This is a genomic window from Amycolatopsis sp. NPDC023774 (genome assembly GCF_040639695.1).
Classification (GTDB): Bacteria; Actinomycetota; Actinomycetes; order Mycobacteriales; family Pseudonocardiaceae; genus Amycolatopsis.
This window is the reverse complement of sequence record NZ_JBFAAJ010000015.1, coordinates 91,753-107,759: the sequence shown is the minus strand read 5'-3', so window position 1 is coordinate 107,759 and position 16,007 is coordinate 91,753. Positions and strand designations below refer to the sequence as shown.

The following is a 16,007-nucleotide window of genomic DNA, read 5'->3' as shown; positions in this document are numbered from 1 at the left end:
CGTTGCGCATCGCGTTGCTGAGCTATTCGACGAAACCCCGCGGCGGTGTGGTGCACACGCTGTCGCTGGCTGAGGCCCTGGCCGCGCTCGGTGCGGACGTGACCGTGTGGACGCTCGGTCGTGGCGGTGACAGCGGCTTCTTCCGGCCGGTGGATCCGCGGGTGACGACGGTGGTGGTGCCGTTTCCCGACGTGCCGGGTGAGTCGGTGGGTTCGCGGATCGTGCGCTCGATCGCGGTTCTGGGAGCGGCTTTTCCCGCCGGTGAGTACGACATCGTGCACGCGCAGGACTGCATTTCGGCCAACGCCGTGGACCGGTGCGTGCGGACGGTGCACCACCTCGACACGTTCACCACGCCGGAGCTGGCCGCGTGTCACGAGCGGGCGATCACGCGACCGTTCGCCCATGTGTGCGTGTCCGCGTCGGTGGCCGAGGAGGTGCGCGCGGGCTGGGGGATCGAGGCCACGGTGATCCCCAACGGCGTTGATGCTGCGCGGTTTTCTTCGGCGCCCTACGGGGATTGGCGGGCGCGGTTCGGCCGGTATGTGCTCGCGGTCGGCGGGATCGAGCCGCGCAAGGGCTCTTTGGATCTGCTGGAGGCCGTCGCGTTGCTCGACCCCGCGGTGCGCCTGGTGATCGCGGGCGGCGAGACGCTCTTCGACTACCGCGACTACCGCGAACGCTGGGACAAGCGGGCGGCCGTGCTGGGCGTGGATCCCGTAGTGCTGGGGCCGGTTGCCCACGACTCGCTGCCGTCTTTGGTGCGTTCGGCTGCTGTTTTCGCCTTCCCTTCGACGAAGGAGGGCTTCGGCCTGGCGGCGATGGAAGCCCTGGCCGCCGGGGTGCCGCTGGTGGCGCGGGATCTCCCCGTGCTGCGCGAGGTTTTCGGCGGGGTGGCTCGGTTCGCCACGACGCCGCGCGGCTTCGCGGCCGCGATCGAAGCCGCGTTGGATTCCGGACCGGAAGACCGCGCGGCGGGGGTGGCTCTGGCTGAGCACCACACCTGGGCTGCTGCCGGGCAGGCGCATCTGGAGTGGTACCGGTCGCTCGTGGAGTAGGCCGGAATCGCCCGCCTCGCCGAGCGGCGGTTCGCGACGGCAGGGTCTACGACGTCGGCTGAGGGAGCCGGACGCCGTTTTCCGTCACCACCGCCGTGATGAGTGCAGCCGGCGTCACGTCGAAGGCCGGGTTGAAGACCGCGGCGCCGTCCGGAGCGATGCGGACGCCGCCGAACTCCGTGAGCTCCGCAGCCCGCCGCTCTTCGATCTCGATGTCCGCGCCCGTGGTGATCGAGGCGTCCACAGTGGACTCCGGGGCGACGACCACGAACGGCACCCCGTGGTGGGCGGCGGCGATCGCGAGGCTGTAGGTGCCGATCTTGTTGGCGACGTCGCCGTTGGCGGCGATACGGTCGGCGCCCACGAGGACGCAGTCGACGAGGCCGCGAGACATCGCGAGGGCGGCGGCGCCGTCGGGCTGGACGCGGTAGGGGACGCCGGCCTGGGCGAGCTCCCACGCGGTGAGGCGGGAGCCCTGCAGCAGAGGCCGGGTCTCGTCGACCAGGACGGACTCGACGAGGCCCCGTTCGTGCAGGTGCCAGATGACGCCGAGCGCGGTGCCCCACGCGACGGTGGCGAGGTGGCCCGCGTTGCAGTGGCTGAGCAGCCGAAGCGGGCGGCGGGTGGTCTCGCGCAGCACGACTTCCACCGCGTGGCCCGACGCGGTGCGGTTGAGGTGTTCGTCCTCGTCGAGCATGGCCAGGGCCTCGGCAAGCACGGCTTCGGGGCCGTCGTCGAGCTTGCCGAGCGCGCGGTTGACGCCCCAGCGGAGGTTGACGGCCGTCGGGCGGGCGGAGGCGAGGCGTTCGGCTTCGGCGTGCACCGCGCCGTCCGGGCCACCCGCGAACGCCGCCAGTGCGACACCGAGCGCGCCCGCGGCACCGAGGGCCGGGGCGCCCCGCACGGCGAGCCGCTGGATCGCGTCGACGAGTTCGTCGACCGTCCGCAGCTCCAGCGTGCGGTCCGCGCCGGGCAGCGCGACCTGGTCGATGATCACGACGGCACCGTCGGCCCAGCTCACGGTCCTGCGCATCTGCCCTCCCGAGCCCCGAGAATCACTGGCCGGCCGCGCGGCGGGTGCGCCACCATGCGGCTCCGTGACCATTCAACGGCAGAACCCGCCTGCCCCGCACGCGACGCCCGGCTACCACCACGTGACCGCCGTCTCCGGTCGCACGACCGTGCACCTCGCCGGCCAGTGTCCGCTCGGGCTCGACGGCCTCATTGTCGCCGGTGACGTGCTCGCGCAGGCGGACCAGGTCGTCGCCGACACCGCCACCGCCCTCAGGGCCGCCGGCGCCACCGCCGACGACGTGCTCCGCACGGTGAGTTACGTCGCCACGGCCGACCGCGCCGTGCTCTTCGCCGTCTGGGACCAGTTCACCGGCTCGGCGATCGGGCCGGCGTTCAGCACCGCGAGCACGCTGCTGGGCGTGACGTGCCTGGAATATTCGGGCCAGCTGGTGGAGCTGGACATCACCGCCGCGGTGTCATAAGCCCGCCATCAGGTCCGTCTCCGTGATCCCCGGACCGTGGCCGGCGCGGATGAACCACTCGATGCCGAACGCGTGGCCGAACGCCTCGTCGGGCATCGCGAGGAACCACGACTCCTCGCTGATCTGGCTCGGGTGCGCCCGCATCGCGGCGCGCTTCGCGGCGAGGAACGGCTTGACGTCGACCGCCGCCGTGATCTCCGCCTCGGGCTTGCCGAGCTTCTCCTGCGCGTCGACGTCCGGCACCGCCTCCCGCGGCATCGCCCCCATTTCCACGGCCAGCTCCAGCCCGCGGCGCATGTGGTCGCGGTTCGAGGTCGCCTGGTAGACGCGCGGCGTGCCCGCCAGCTCCGCCGCCCGCATGCCGACGCGGTGGACCTGGATGTGGTCGGGGTGGCCGTAGTTGCCGTAGTCGTCGTAGACCGTGAGCACCTCGGCGTCCTCCTCGCGCAGGATCGCGGCGAGCCGCTGCGCCGCCTCCTCGACCGACGCCTGCCAGAACGCGCCCGGCTCGTCGTTGGCCGGCTCGCCCATCATCCCGGAGTCGCGGTAGCCCAGGAACTCCACGCGCTTGACGCCGAGCACCTCGGCCGCCGCGTGGGTCTCGCGTACGCGGCGCTCCCAGAGCGCTTCGCCGTCGTCGAGGAACCCTTCGGGCACCTCGCCCACCTCGCCCCGCGTCGCGACCACCAGCACCACCCGGTGCCCGTCGTCGGCGGCTTTGCGCATCACGCCACCGGTTACGATGCACTCGTCGTCGGGGTGGGCGTGGAACGTCACCATTGTTGCCATGTCATCGAACTTACCCGGAGGGGCCGGCAAAAGCCGGTGGCCGGGCAAACATTCCGGCCTCGCTCATCGCTGCAGGCTCCATTCCTTGTCCATGTGCGACAGCTTCTCCGGGTTCCGCACCGCGTAGATGCCTGTGATGAGCCCGTCGTCGATGCGCAGGGCCAGAACGGTGTCGAGGGCGCCGTCGAAGTGGACGGTGAGGGCGGGGTAGCCGTTGACCTGCGCGGGCAGGCGGGTGGACGTGGCGAGGCGGCCCAGGCCGGCGCCCAGGATGCGCGCGACGCGTTCTGCGCCGACGACGGGCTTGAGCACAGCCTGCTTGACTCCGCCGCCGTCGCCGAGGAAAACGACGTCAGGGGAGAGGATGTCGAGCAGGTGCTGCAGGTCGCCGGTTTCGATGGCGTGCTGGAAGGCGGCGAGGGCGTCGCGGGTGGCGGTGCGCGAGACGGGCCCGCGCGGCCGGCGGGCGGCCACGTGCTCCCGCGCGCGGTGGGCGATCTGCCGCACGGCGGCGCCGCTCTTGCCCACGGCGTCGGCGATCTCGCCGTAGCTCAGGTCGAACACCTCGCGCAGCACGAACACCGCGCGTTCGGTCGGGGTGAGGGTCTCCAGCACGAGCAGCATGGCCATCGACACACTTTCGGCGAGCTCCACGTCCTCGGCGACGTCCGGCGCGGTCAGCAACGGCTCCGGCAGCCACGGCCCGACGTAGGACTCCTTGCGGCGCCCGAGCGTCCGCAAACGGCCCAGGGCCTGGCGCGTGGTGATGCGCACGAGGTACGCGCGGTGGTTGTGCACTTCGTCGAGGTCGACGTCCACCCAGCGCAGCCACGTCTCCTGCAGCACGTCCTCCGCGTCGGCGGCCGAGCCGAGCATCTCGTAGGCGATGGTGAAAAGCAGGTTGCGGTGCGTGAGGAACAGTTCCGTGCTGCGGTCGGCCATGCGCTTCCCCCTTCGGTTTCGCCAGTGTCCTCCACCAGATGCCGCCCGGCTGTGTTTCGTGACATGTCACAGCGGCGGGGTCGCCGGCATCTGGTGGGCGTCAGTTCGCGAAACCACGAGTGAGGAAATCTCCATGACCCGCATGAACCTGATGGATACCGAGATCGGCGGCAAGTTTGCCAAGCGCTTCGCCGGTGTCAGCACACTGCTCGACCGCTCGCCGCTGCCCCGCGAGATCCAGGGGCTGGTCAAGATTCGCGCCAGCCAGATCAACGGCTGCGGCTTCTGCCTCGACATGCACACGAAGGACGCGGTCGCGGCCGGCGAAACCCCCGTGCGCCTCGCCCTTGTCGCGGCCTGGCGCGAAACGACGGTCTACACCGACGCCGAACGCGCGGCCCTCGCGCTCACCGAGGAGGCCACCCGCCTCGCCGACTCCACCGGCCTCTCGGACGACACGTGGGCCCACGCCCGCAAGCACTTCGACGACGAGCAGCTCGCCGCGCTGGTGTGCCTCGTCGGGTTGATCAACGCGGCCAACCGCATGAACGTCATCGTTGGGATGCCGGGCGGCTCGTACGAGGCGGGAATGTTCGCGGATTTCGTGGAGCAGTGATCCGGATGCCCGGCTCGGGGCTTTCGGCCTCGGGCCGGGCGGGTGGTTGTCCTGGCGTGGCAACGACTTCAGCACTTCGCCGCGGCTGCGTCAGCCACTTGCCCCGGGCCGCGGGTGGTGAGCGCGTCGAAGAGCGTGGTCAGCCGGATTCGCAGCGCCAATTCGGGTTGCCCGGTGATGGTGACAATGATGTGGTCGGCTTCGTCGATCTCGAGCCGCGCCGTCAAGGGCGTCTTGCCGACCAGCGGGTAGTCCACGGTGCCCTCCTGGTCGAGCGCGGTGGTGATCGCCAGCCAGTCGGAGTCGTCGAACTCGTAGCCGACGTAGCCGCTGGTCAGCTCGAGGAACGATCGAAGACGCCCCGGCGCGAGCCAGCCGGATGCGAGGTCCACCGTGGTCCGCGCGGGTTGCGAGGGGAAGTACACCGGGCGAATTCCGTGTTCGGCCAGCGCTGTTTCGTAGGCGCCCAGGATTCCTTCGAGGTCCTCCGCCAGCTCTTGGGCGTGTTCGTGCGCTTCGGGCGCCCCCACCGTTTCGGCGGCCAGCTCGCGGAGTTCGTCCACGAGGATGGAGAAGGAGTCGCCCGCGATGTGGATCCCGGGGAACGACCGGCCGGGTGACCGGAGAACTGTGTAGTTGCCCTGGCGCGAAAGCAGCTCGACTCCGAGTGGCGTCATCCGGCCATTGTGGTCAATGGGCGGGAGAACCGTCCATCGATTTCCCCGTCAGGGCAACGATCTGCGTCTCGGCGTCAGGTGTTTCGCGCGCCGTGCGGCGTTCGTCGGCGCCCTCTCGTCGAGGGTCCTCCGCCTCCGCAGACCCCGGCCGTGCCGGCGCGTACACCCGGTAGCGGCACATCACCGCACCTCGGCCGACGCGGTGGTTTCCCACGCGAAACCGTCCGGGTCCGTGAAAGCTTCCTTCCCGCCGGCCACCGCGATCCGGTGCGAGCCCGTCCCGGCGGGGGCCACGCCGGCGTCCTTCGCCAGTGCGCGGCGGCGGTACAGCGCCAGCTTGACGGGACCCGTCTCGAACTCCACGTACATGCGCCCGAAGCTCTTCCCCACGTTCAACCCGCGCGAGGTGTAGAACTTCTTGCTCGCCGCCACATCGTCGACGCCGAGCAGCAAGACGATGGCGTCGAACTCCCGCGCGGCCGGGCCGGTGTCCTTCTTGGCGGACGTCGCGACCTTCCAGATCGTGCCGTCGGGCGCCTGGACGACGCCGCCGTAGCCCCACATCGATTTCGTGGGGGCCTTCAGCGTCGTGGCGCCGGCCACGAGAGCCGAGGAGACGAGGGCGTTGACGTTGGCGGGCTGGGAAACCGTCAGCGAGAGCGTGAAGCCGCGGAAGCCGTCGGACGGTTCCTGCGACGCCCGCAGCCGCAGACGGGAGCCGAGCCCGAATGCGTCTGCGTAGAAGCGTTCGGCGGCGGTGGGATCGGTCACTTCGAGGGTGACGGTGTCGATTGAGGTCATGGCTGGAACGGTAGGCGCGCACCCGTGACCAGTGCTTCTCCATTTCTGCTCGGTATTTCCTGGATGGCGGCCTCCTGCGCCGGTCGTCCAGCTCAGCGCCGAAGCCTCGGTGCTGGCCGCCATCAACCGGCAACATCCAGGAGTCTGCCGACTTCGCCCGGATCTGAGTCTCCGCGCCGTCGGATCCGACGGCGATGCGCCCACCTGACCGGAACTGACGACATACGCTTGAGCTGTGATCAACTGGCGCAATACCACCCACGACTGGGCCAGCACAGTGGACACCGCACATCTCATGGCCGTCCGCTCCGCGCCGGCGAAGTTCGCCCCGGGCGGTGTGCGGCATCTGGTGCTCGAGGTCTTGGCCTACGCCGCAGAGGAGGCCGCCTCGCGGGGCGGCGGTACCGCCGTGGTCACCCGGCACGCGGATGGTTCGATCTCTGTAGCCGACGATGGGCGCGGCACCGACACCCGCGTGGACAGCGCCGGGCGCACAGTGAAGAAGCCGGTCATGGCTACCAAGGACCTGCGCTTCTTTGACCACCCGGCGGCCGCCACTCTGCCTGACGGGCATCCGCGCCGGGGCATGTCAGTGGTGGCAGCGCTGAGCGAATGGCTCGAGCACCTCAACCGCCGCGCGAACGGATCGTGGAGGCAGCGCTACGAGCACGGCATCCCCGTGACCGACCTGACCCCGATCTGCGATGACGGCGCCACGGGCACCACCGTCCACTTCCTACCAACACTGCGCGGCCCGGTGGACTTCAGCGGGCTGGACTTCGGATCGCACTTGACGGTGGTCCTCCGCTGACGCGCCGAAACGCGCACTCAGGCGCCACCGCGGCCTCGACAACAACCACCGCTCACTTTCACACTCGGCTCGGTCTCGACAAGTTCGGCGAAACCAGCCGCCGGGGTTGGGGGGAGTACTCGTACGGGAGGATGGGTAACGCCGCTGACCGGGCGATGCGCGGTCAGCGGCGAGAATGTGCCCCCTCCCGCCCGCGGCGGGGACATTGGCCGTTGGTGCCCACGGAGCAGGTTGACCGCCGGGAACTCCGGGCACGTCATGGATGGTGGTCGGTAGGTGTACGTGACCCGCTGGGGTCCGCGGTCGTTTCCGGCGCTCAGTACTCGTTCTTGATCACGAAGTAAGAACCGCGGATGGTTCCCGCCAGCTTCGACTTCTGCCGGGCGAACTTGAACGAGGAGAGCTCCTCAGGGACCTCCATCCCGTCGGACAGCTTGAACCCGACGGCCCGTTTCCCGGACTCGTCGAGGGCGTACATGACGTTGATCGACAGCCCGTTCTCGTAGAAGACGTACGCCATGCGGAGGTTCTCGACCTGGAACGCCGTCGCCTCGAGCGGGCGCGAGGCGATGACGATGCCGCGTTCCTCCGAGAGGATCCGGTGGACCCAGTCGATCGTCTCCGCGGCGTCGGGGGCGGCCTCGACGGTGAAGACGTGGTCGTACTTGTTCTTGAAGTACCGGGCCTCGTTCGCGCGCAGGCCGGCGAGCGCGGCGGCGACCGGTGACGACTCCAGGCCGGCGGTCGATACAGTGCTGAAGTCCACCGTGTGGGTCATGGCGAGTTCCTCCGCGTCTCGGTCCGATCGGCGGAGTCGAGCGTCGTCCACCGAGGGCCAGCGTAGGCGCACGGGGGCGCAGCCGCGGCCCGCCCCGGAGCGGGGCGGGCCGCGCGAAACATCAGCGAAGCCCGAAAGCCCGCACGACGGTCTGCGTGACGGAGTTGCCCGCAGAATCACCAGCGGTCACCCGCAGCGAGGCGAAGCGCGCCTTCTTCGGTGCGTCCAGCCGGTAACCGCCTCGGTGGTCGTCGGAGAGGCGGGTCCAGGTGGTGCCGTCGTCGAAGGAGACCTCCACGCGGGGCGCGCGAGGAGTGCCGCCGCCCGCGGCCGAGACCGGGGTCAGGCCCACGGAGACCGGGGCGCGTTGTTCGACGATGACGCCGAACTTCGAGTCGCGGGGCACGGGTCCGGAGGCGTTCGGGTCGAGGTCGTAGCGGATCTGCAGCAGCGGCAGCAAATCCTGTTCACCGGAGACCTTCGGTGCGGCGGAGGTGAACGTCCACGCCGTGGTGGTCGAGGACGAGTAGGGGCTCAGCGTCGCGTCGCGCTCGTTCGCCACGACCAGGCGGTACTGCCGCGGCCCGGAGCTGGGGGCGGTGGGGTACATGATGAGCCCGTTGTCGGACTCGCCCAGCCGGGTGTCGCCCTGGAACAGGGTCACGGTCTGGTGCGCGTGCTGCGCGTCGGAGATCGCGCCGACGTGGTCGGCGTTGCCGTAGCCCGGCACGTCGATCCGCAGCTGGTCACCGGTGCGCGTCGGGCCGAGGTAGTTGTTGTTGAGGTACGGCCGCTGGATCGGGGTGAACCAGTCGTCGCTCGACACGGTGCCGGGCCGGTACGTCCGCGCCACGCCCCACTCGCCCAGCACGCCGTCGGTGACCTCGTGGCCCCACCGGTTCGCGCCGTCGGTGGTGACCCAGTCGGTGCGGTGGCCGCTGGCGGCCATGGCGACGTAGGTCCCGATGCCCCACTCCGAGTACGAGGGAAAGTCGTACCGCCATTCCTCACCGCCACCGCTCGGGACGGCGCCGGCGAACGTCTCGTCGACGCGCGCGAGGTTCTTGCCCGAGGCGTGCACGACCATGTCCTTGGGCACATCGTTCTGCCAGGTGTGCATGAGGTCGTAGAGGTACGCCGGCGCCGGGTGCGACTCCGTGCGCAGCGTCGCGTTGCGCCGGCGCGCTTGGGCGATCAGCTTGGCGCCCTCGTCGGGGCTGAGGAGCCCGGCGTCGATCGGGCTCGGGTGCAGCGAGTCCGTGCCGAAGAACAGGCTCTGCCGCCCGGGTCGGTCGTTGGCAACCAGCAGCAGCTTGGCACCGGCGTCGGCTGCGGCCTTGGCCAGCGCGGCCGGGTTCGCCGACGCGGTGCGACGGACGACCACCGCCTTGCCCCGGGCGCCGAGACCGGCGTAGTCCGACGGCGCGCCATTGCCCGCGAACACGAGCGGCAGGTTCCGGGTTCCGTCGGGCAGCGGGGTGACACCCGCCTGCCGCAGGACGTCGGTGTAGTCGGTGCCCTGGGCGGAAACCGTCAGCGCGGGCTGTTCCTTGCGCCACCGCGCGCCGACGATGAAGTCGCCGTGCGTGACCTTGCCCTGCGGCTGGATCCACAGGCTGTCGGTGCCCGTGTCGGCGAGACCGAAGTCGTGCCAGCGGCCGTCCTGGTTGAGCATCCGCGAGTATTCGAGCCGCAGGTAGCTGGGGACGCCAGGCTGCGGGGTGGTCTCGTCGACCAGCCGGACGTGTCCGGCGTCGAGCGTGATCGTGCGGTCCCCGTCGAACGTGAAGTCGGGATCGCCGAGCAGCGCCACGCCCTGGGAGTTCGGGCCGTGGACACCGGGCACGGTCAGGTAGCCGAGCGCCGAGTACTGGTCGTCCGGCGTGTAGAAGCTCACGCTGCCGTCGACCGGCACCGGGATCGGGTTGGGATCCCCCGCGCGGAGCACGATGACGAAGGCAGACGCGGGTTGGCCGGCGGCGTCCTTGACATTGATGGTCAGCAGGTGCGTCAGCGCGCCGAGCGAGACGGCGGTGTGCGCGGCGAGCGCGCCGTCTCCTCCCGTCGCCAGGATCTGGGCAGTGAAGCCGTCGGACGCACCGGGCGCGGCGTGCGGGTCGATGGTCACGGTGACCGCGGCGGTGCCGTGCGCGGGCACGGTGACCCGGTCGGCCGAGAGCGTGAACATGCCCTGGGGCACGCCGGTCCCGGCGATCGAGAGAGCGAGGTTCACCGGCGTGGCACCGAAGTTGGTGTACGTCACCTGGCGGCGGACCGCGCCGGACCCGTCCTGCCCGGCGTACGCGGTGGCCGAGGCGAAGATCCCGGCGCGGGCGGCGGCCGCCACGTCCACGCGGCCGCTGCCGGCCTGGAACGCGGTGTAGTCGGGAGTCTGCTTGGCGGTGCTGGTCAGCAGGTCCTTCAGCTGCACGCCGGTGAGTTCGGGATGCTTCGCGGCGACCAGCGCGGCGGCGCCGACCACGTGCGGCGTGGACATCGACGTGCCGCTCAGCGTTTGGTAGAAGCCCTCGCCTTCGGCGGCGTACTGCGATCGCGCGGCCAGGATGTCGACGCCGGGGGCGGTGATCTCCGGCTTGAGCGCGCCGTCGCCGACCCGGGGACCTTGGCTCGAGAACTCGGCGAGGTGATCGGTGTGGTCCACGGCGCCTACGGTCAGCGCCGCGTCGGCCGCGCCAGGCGAGCTGACGGTGCCGGCGCCGGAGGTGTTGCCCGCGGCGATCACGAACAGGGCACCGGTCTGCGCGCTGAGCCGGTTCACCGCCTGCGACATCGGATCCGTGCCGTCGGAGGGCTCCTGCGTGCCCAGGCTCATGTTGATGATCTTGGCGTGCTCGTCGACCGCCGCCCATTCCATGCCGGCGAGGATCTCGGAGTCGCTGCCGGAGCCGGAGTTCGCGAGCACCTTGCCGATGTGCAGGCGAGCGCCCGGGGCGACGCCCTTTTCGGTGCCGCCGGACGCGGCGCCCGTGCCGGCGATGGTGGAGGCGACGTGGGTGCCGTGGCCGTGGAGGTCCTTGACGTCCTCGCCCGGGATGAAGCTGCGCGCGTCGACGATGCGTCCCGCCAGATCGGGGTGTCCCTCGTCCACGCCCGTGTCGAGCACCGCGACGTCGACGCCCTGCCCGGTGTCGCCGCCGGTCCAGACCTCGGGCGCGCCGATCTGTGCGGTCGATTCGGCCAGGTCGGCGTAGACCTTGCCGTCGAGCCAGATCTGCTTGATGCCGTTCGCGAACGCCGGTGCCGCCGCGAAGGACGACGGCGTTCCTGCCGTCACGGCGGCCCAGAAGTCCCGCGCCTGCGCGTGGTTCTCGGTGACGGCGGCGCCGTCGACGCTCGCCAGCGGCCGGACCAGGGCCGAGCCGCGGGGCGCGGTGTTCGCCTGGAATCCCGGGGAAGGGTTGGTGTAGGAGACGATCAGGGGCAGGTCGGCGCGGTGTGCGTCGTCGTAGCCGGCGGTGATCAGGTCCGTGACGTCGAAGAGGCGGCGGTCCAGGATCCCCTTGGCGAGATAGGACATCGCCGAGGACGGGTAGACGTACACGTCGCCCGCCGACTCGAGGATCCGCGCGTCGGCGGGGCCGCCGTCGGGCCCCTTGACCGAGATCGTCCCCCCGCTGTCACCGGCGTCGCCGGTCGTGTTCACCGTGACGACATCGCCGGTGACCAGGGTGACGGTGTGGGTTGACGGGGCAGTGAGCCCCGACGATCTGCCGGGAGCGGCGGAGGCCGGACCGGCGACCAGAATCGAGCTGAGCGACGACGCGAGGCACGCGGCCGCCGCGACGGCCCGACGCTTGCGTGAAGTTCTCAACGAGGGGATTCCTTTCTGCGCAGGGGCAGGCCGGCGGGCGCACTTGCCGCACCGGAACGGCCGAACAGTGCCAGCCGCCGGAACCCCTCACAAGATCCCGGACTGGCTGCTCACTGCCACCTGGCACAATCCCGACAACTCGGGTAGGACATTCGCATGGAGCTCGGGGTCCTGGGGTTGTCCGCCGACGAGGAACGGGTCTATGCCGCGCTCGTCGGCCTGCCCGGGTCGACGATCGCCGCGCTCGCCGACCACCTGCCGAGCCCAGCGGGCCCGTTGCAGCGCACGCTCGACGCTCTCGTCGGCAAGCACCTGGTGGCCGCCAGCGGCAGCCCGGCCCGGTACCTGGCCGCTCCACCGGACATCGCGATCAACCAGCTCGTGCAGCAGCGGGAACGCGAACTGAGCGCGGCGCGCGCGAAAGTGCACTCGCTGTCGGAGATCCACCGCAGCGCGCACCGGACGAGCCCCGAGCTCGTGATCGAGCAGCTCACCGACCGCGAAACGATCGCCGCGGCCGTCGCGCACCTGGAATCCGAGGCGCTGCACCAGGTCCGCGTCTTCGACACGCCGCCGTACTACGAGCTGCCCGGCGGCGAAGGCGCCGCCCGCAACACCCAGGCGCAGATCGCCCGCCACCAGAACGACGGCGTCGCGCACCGCGTGATCTACAGCCTCGACGCGGTGGCCTGGCCCCAGAAACTGGAAACCGACATCCTGCCCGCCGTGCGCGGCGGCGAAGAAGCCCGCACCCGCCGGACCCTGCCCATCAAGCTCATCATCCGCGACGACCAGGACGCCCTCATCCCGTTCGACCTCAGCCACAGCGGCCTTCAGGTCGCTTACCTCGTCCGGCGTTCTCCGCTCCTCACGGCTCTCGAGGCCCTTTTCGAAGGCGAATGGGCCCAGGCCGCCCCGCTCGACGCGTCCGCCGTGACGCCGGGTGGTTTCGGCAACGGCCCTCGGCCCGACGACGAAACCCGCGCCCTGCTCACGATGATGATGGCGGGCCTCACCGACACGGCCATCGCGCGCGTGAACGGCTGGAGCACCCGGACGACGTACCGCCGGCTTCAGCGCCTGATGACGGAGCTGGGCGCGTCGACGCGGTTTCAGGCCGGCAGCCTGGCGGAACGCCGCGGTTGGCTGTGAGGGGGCGGATCGGCTGCACCCTCGCGCCGGGTGGAGACACCTGACACAGTGGACCGATGCTGAATCAGGTGGCCGACGGCGTCTGGGTGCGGCAGAGCGAGTGGGTCTGGAGCAACGCCATCGTGGTGCACGGGGACGAGGGACTGGTCCTGGTCGATCCCGGCATCGGCGGCGCCGATCTGAACGAGCTCGCCGACGACGTGGAGGGGCTCGGCGTTCCGGTGGCCGCCGGGTTCGCGACCCATCCCCACTGGGACCACCTGCTCTGGCATTCCCGGTTCGGCGACGTGCCGCGCTACGCCACCGCCGCCTGCGCCGAGGTCGCGAGCGGAGCCCGGGAGCGGGCGCAGGCGATGGCGGCGCAGAGCGCGTCCGGCATCCCGCTCGAACTGGTCGCGTTGGTGACGCCGCTGCCCGGGGACGGGGGACCGCTGCCGGGCGAGCTCGTCGAGCACGAGGCACACGCCGCCGGTCACGCCGCGGTCCTGCTGGCGGACCGGGGCGTCCTGCTCGCCGGCGACATGCTCTCCGATGTCCTGATCCCGCTGCTGGACCCTCGCCGCCCCGGCCAGGTGGCCGCCTACGCGACGGCACTCGACCGGCTTGACGAGGCCGCCCGGCAGGTCGACGTCCTGGTCCCCGGCCACGGCGCCGTTGCCGAGGGGCCCGAGGTGACGGCCCGCCTTGCCGCCGACCGCGCGTACCTCGACGCGCTGTCGCGAGGTGAGGAACCGGTCGACGTGCGTCTCGAACAGGACTGGCTCGCGGGCCCGCACCAGGCGAACCTGGAACAGGCCCGGCGCCCGGCCGGATGAACGTGGCTTCGGGTCGGCGAGCCAGTCGGTGTGTCGGCGCATCACCGCGTCGCGGTCGGCAGTCGTGGGCAGCAGGACGTCGGCGCCTCCGTCGTAGAGGTGGTGGATCCGGTCGAAGGCTTGGACTCGGGCTGGGTGTGGGAACGCACCCATCGATCCGGGCAGGCGTCGGTTGAGGTGCCCGCCATCGAGGAACACCCCGGCCACTGCTCCCACCACAACACCGACAGTTCGCCGTCAGGCACGTGATCGTCTCCGGCGGCAGTGAACCGGCCGCTTCTGCGTGGTCGACCCTTGCCCGAAACGTCGATCAGCACTGTCTTTGGCGGACTCCGTTATCCCAGCACAAGCTGGACGGACCCAGCCACTCTTCGGAGGTGCCTCGGCTGAGGCCGCTCAAACGGGCAATGTCCGCGACAAGAATTCCACCGTTAGCTCCCAAGCCCGAGCCGCCGCTTCCGGCCGGTAGAACATCGGCGCCACCCGGTTGTGGAAGGCGTGCCCGGCCTCTTCTTGCACGTGGATCTCCGCACCGGGATGCGAAGCCACCGCCGCTTCCACCACAGCAACATCGGACCGCGGGATGAACGGGTCCTGACCACCGAGTCGGAGTGGGTTTTGGTTACATACTCGTGTCTCGCCCGACGCGGTCACTCTGCACGTGGCGTCTTGGCTTGTAGCCGCGGTGGCGACAACCGGGCGCCGCTCACGAGTCGGCCCATCGTCCCTTCTTTGGCTGGGTGAACCACTCGGCAGCGCGCCGCGCCAGGTCCTTGACCGACGACCCGTTCGCTGGGAAAAGCAGACCGTCGGGTCCTGCCAGGTCGATCAAGGCCTCCTCGGCCCTCACCCCATCGTCCCAATTGAGGCATGACGGACTCCAACCGCCGCGCAGGCCGCGGCCGTCGAAGTCCACTCGCAGAGTGTCGCGAATGACGTGTTCCTCGATGAGATCCAGGGACACCAGAAGCCAGGGCGTGCCGTCGTCGTCCGCGTGCAGCCAGTAGTCCAGTCCTGGAGCCAGTGCGTTGAGCGACGTCGCGAAGGCGAGTTCCTCTGCAGTCGGCCCACCCTCGCGCTGTCCACCCCAGTCAACGTGCTCGGCGGTCACCGGCTGACCCTACAGTCGTAGTTCGGCCTTCACGCTGGCAATGTCCGCGACAAGAATTCCACCGTTAGCTCCCAAGCCCGAGCCGCCGCTTCCGGCCGGTAGAACATCGGCGCCACCCGGTTGCGGAAGGCGTGCCCGGCCTCTTCTTGCACGTGGATCTCCGCACCGGGATGCGAAGCCACCGCCGCTTCCACCACAGCAACATCGGACCGCGGGATGAACGGGTCCTGACCCCCGAGGCGGAGTGAGTTTTGTTTACATATCGTGACTCATGCGGTGCGCCTGCTCCAAGCGCTCACAGGCCGGAGGGATGACTGGAGAGCCAGTCGGTGTGACGGTGTTTCATCGCGTCGCGGTCGGCAGTCGTGGGGAGCAGGACGTCGGAGCCTCCGTCGTAGGGGTGGTTGATCCGGTCGAAGGAAAGGCTGGTGATCATCACCCCGCGGGTGGCATCGTCGGCTACCGCATGGAGCAGGTCGTCGATCGAACCGAATCGCCAAGCAGCGCGGCTGGCGTACAGGTGGGTGTAGGTGATGAAGTCAGGGTCTGTTTCGTCCTCGTCGGTGCACACGGACATCCAATAGCGGGCGCCGCGGTGCCATCGCAGATGAGTCGCCGATCGGGGTGGCGGTTCGGGATCGTTCGACCAACTGGTTGTGATGATCCGGACTTCCTGTCCATGGAAGAGTTCGTCCAGGACCGAGTTGTAGCGGCGAAGTAGGATTTCGTACTCGCCTTCGTTCTCGGCATAACGCTTGGACTCGGGCAGGCTGTGGAAGCGCACCCATCGATCCGGGTAGGCGAGCTTCAAGGTCTCCGCCATCGGGGAACACGCCGGCCACTGCCCCCTCCACAACACCGACAGCTCGTTGTCAGTCACGTGATCATCTCCTGTGGCAGGCAGTGAACCGACCCCTTCTGCGTCGTCGACCCTTGCGAGTGGTGAACGTACCTGCTGGACGGTGCTCTCGCAGGCGGTTTCCACCCCCTGTCGCCATGGGCGGAGGTCGTGATGCCGTCTCGTGGTTTCGTCGTCGAAGAAGTCCGCGCTAAGCGGCATGAGAGCGCAGGTGTGCCTGTTGACGTCTTCTCGCCAGCGCGAGACAGACCAGCCTCTTGACGACCGCAA

General features: G+C 70.0%; 15 protein-coding genes and 2 pseudogenes. 6 read left to right on the top strand and 11 right to left on the bottom strand.

All coding sequences use genetic code 11. The annotated features are described in order from the left end of the window. Positions 1-2: 2 nt before the first annotated feature. A complete protein-coding gene (locus AB0F91_RS27655; protein WP_360601954.1) occupies positions 3-1,058 on the top strand; it encodes an MSMEG_0565 family glycosyltransferase in 1,056 nt (351 codons plus the stop codon). Between the two features lie 46 nt (positions 1,059-1,104). Here AB0F91_RS27655 and mtnA read toward each other — a convergent pair whose 3' ends face one another. Further along, a complete protein-coding gene (gene mtnA, locus AB0F91_RS27650) occupies positions 1,105-2,091 on the bottom strand; it encodes an S-methyl-5-thioribose-1-phosphate isomerase (RefSeq protein ID WP_360601952.1) in 987 nt (328 codons plus the stop codon). 64 nt (positions 2,092-2,155) lie between these two features. Between mtnA and AB0F91_RS27645 the strand changes: the two genes are divergently transcribed. Then, on the top strand, positions 2,156-2,554 hold the full coding sequence (locus AB0F91_RS27645; protein ID WP_360601950.1) for a RidA family protein: 399 nt from the start codon (positions 2,156-2,158) through the stop codon (positions 2,552-2,554). On the opposite strand, the gene AB0F91_RS27640 is transcribed toward AB0F91_RS27645, so the two are convergent. Further along, the gene (locus AB0F91_RS27640; protein ID WP_360601948.1) at positions 2,549-3,343 is read right to left on the bottom strand and encodes a PIG-L family deacetylase; all 795 of its coding nucleotides are present in this window, start codon (positions 3,341-3,343) and stop codon (positions 2,549-2,551) included. The genes AB0F91_RS27645 and AB0F91_RS27640 overlap by 6 nt on opposite strands. Before the next feature lie 63 nt (positions 3,344-3,406). Next, positions 3,407-4,285: an RNA polymerase sigma-70 factor gene (locus AB0F91_RS27635; RefSeq protein ID WP_360601946.1), complete on the bottom strand. Its 879-nt coding sequence runs from the start codon at positions 4,283-4,285 to the stop codon at positions 3,407-3,409. 142 nt (positions 4,286-4,427) lie between these two features. Between AB0F91_RS27635 and AB0F91_RS27630 the strand changes: the two genes are divergently transcribed. After that, positions 4,428-4,901, top strand: a complete 474-nt coding sequence (locus tag AB0F91_RS27630) for a carboxymuconolactone decarboxylase family protein (RefSeq protein ID WP_360602080.1) — start codon at positions 4,428-4,430, stop codon at positions 4,899-4,901. Positions 4,902-4,969: 68 nt separating this feature from the next. On the opposite strand, the gene AB0F91_RS27625 is transcribed toward AB0F91_RS27630, so the two are convergent. Together AB0F91_RS27625 and AB0F91_RS27620 are read right to left on the bottom strand one after the other, a co-directional pair. Continuing rightward, the gene (locus AB0F91_RS27625) at positions 4,970-5,578 is read right to left on the bottom strand and encodes a hypothetical protein (protein WP_360601944.1); all 609 of its coding nucleotides are present in this window, start codon (positions 5,576-5,578) and stop codon (positions 4,970-4,972) included. Positions 5,579-5,758: 180 nt separating this feature from the next. Beyond that, positions 5,759-6,379 carry a glyoxalase gene (locus tag AB0F91_RS27620; protein WP_360601942.1) on the bottom strand — a complete coding sequence of 207 codons (621 nt, stop codon included), beginning with the start codon at positions 6,377-6,379 and terminating at the stop codon, positions 5,759-5,761. A gap of 235 nt (positions 6,380-6,614) precedes the next feature. Here AB0F91_RS27620 and AB0F91_RS27615 point away from each other — a divergent pair, with 235 nt between their 5' ends. Beyond that, complete coding sequence (locus AB0F91_RS27615; RefSeq protein ID WP_360601940.1) at positions 6,615-7,190, top strand: ATP-binding protein; 576 nt, start codon at positions 6,615-6,617, stop codon at positions 7,188-7,190. Between the two features lie 316 nt (positions 7,191-7,506). On the opposite strand, the gene AB0F91_RS27610 is transcribed toward AB0F91_RS27615, so the two are convergent. After that, the gene (locus AB0F91_RS27610; protein WP_360601938.1) at positions 7,507-7,968 is read right to left on the bottom strand and encodes a phage tail protein; all 462 of its coding nucleotides are present in this window, start codon (positions 7,966-7,968) and stop codon (positions 7,507-7,509) included. 121 nt (positions 7,969-8,089) lie between these two features. Next, positions 8,090-11,800 carry a S8 family serine peptidase gene (locus AB0F91_RS27605; protein WP_360601936.1) on the bottom strand — a complete coding sequence of 1,237 codons (3,711 nt, stop codon included), beginning with the start codon at positions 11,798-11,800 and terminating at the stop codon, positions 8,090-8,092. A gap of 156 nt (positions 11,801-11,956) precedes the next feature. On the opposite strand from AB0F91_RS27605, the gene AB0F91_RS27600 reads away from it, so the two are divergent. Next, positions 11,957-12,952: a helix-turn-helix domain-containing protein gene (locus AB0F91_RS27600; RefSeq protein ID WP_360601934.1), complete on the top strand. Its 996-nt coding sequence runs from the start codon at positions 11,957-11,959 to the stop codon at positions 12,950-12,952. A gap of 56 nt (positions 12,953-13,008) precedes the next feature. After that, positions 13,009-13,767 carry an MBL fold metallo-hydrolase gene (locus tag AB0F91_RS27595; RefSeq protein ID WP_360601932.1) on the top strand — a complete coding sequence of 253 codons (759 nt, stop codon included), beginning with the start codon at positions 13,009-13,011 and terminating at the stop codon, positions 13,765-13,767. Positions 13,768-14,163: 396 nt separating this feature from the next. Here the strand turns inward: AB0F91_RS27595 and AB0F91_RS27590 are convergent. From AB0F91_RS27590 to AB0F91_RS27575, 4 genes and pseudogenes are all read right to left on the bottom strand, one after another. Then, positions 14,164-14,370, bottom strand: a pseudogene (locus AB0F91_RS27590) (dienelactone hydrolase family protein); the annotation flags it as partial. A gap of 103 nt (positions 14,371-14,473) precedes the next feature. Beyond that, complete coding sequence (locus AB0F91_RS27585) at positions 14,474-14,878, bottom strand: hypothetical protein (RefSeq protein WP_360601930.1); 405 nt, start codon at positions 14,876-14,878, stop codon at positions 14,474-14,476. Between the two features lie 29 nt (positions 14,879-14,907). Then, a pseudogene (locus AB0F91_RS27580) lies at positions 14,908-15,114 on the bottom strand (dienelactone hydrolase family protein); the annotation flags it as partial. 59 nt (positions 15,115-15,173) lie between these two features. Next, complete coding sequence (locus AB0F91_RS27575; protein WP_360601928.1) at positions 15,174-15,758, bottom strand: hypothetical protein; 585 nt, start codon at positions 15,756-15,758, stop codon at positions 15,174-15,176. Between the last annotated feature and the right edge of the window lie 249 nt (positions 15,759-16,007).

Bases quoted from the DNA above. Each gene is read 5' to 3' on its own strand.
- mtnA (WP_360601952.1), bottom strand. From the start codon at position 2,091: ATGCGCAGGACCGTGAGCTGGGCCGACGGTGCCGTCGTGATCATCGAC.
- AB0F91_RS27640 (WP_360601948.1), bottom strand. From the start codon at position 3,343: ATGGCAACAATGGTGACGTTCCACGCCCACCCCGACGACGAGTGCATC.
- AB0F91_RS27635 (WP_360601946.1), bottom strand. From the start codon at position 4,285: ATGGCCGACCGCAGCACGGAACTGTTCCTCACGCACCGCAACCTGCTT.
- AB0F91_RS27630 (WP_360602080.1), top strand. From the start codon at position 4,428: ATGAACCTGATGGATACCGAGATCGGCGGCAAGTTTGCCAAGCGCTTC.
- AB0F91_RS27625 (WP_360601944.1), bottom strand. From the start codon at position 5,578: ATGACGCCACTCGGAGTCGAGCTGCTTTCGCGCCAGGGCAACTACACA.
- AB0F91_RS27620 (WP_360601942.1), bottom strand. From the start codon at position 6,379: ATGACCTCAATCGACACCGTCACCCTCGAAGTGACCGATCCCACCGCC.
- AB0F91_RS27610 (WP_360601938.1), bottom strand. From the start codon at position 7,968: ATGACCCACACGGTGGACTTCAGCACTGTATCGACCGCCGGCCTGGAG.
- AB0F91_RS27600 (WP_360601934.1), top strand. From the start codon at position 11,957: ATGGAGCTCGGGGTCCTGGGGTTGTCCGCCGACGAGGAACGGGTCTAT.
- AB0F91_RS27595 (WP_360601932.1), top strand. From the start codon at position 13,009: ATGCTGAATCAGGTGGCCGACGGCGTCTGGGTGCGGCAGAGCGAGTGG.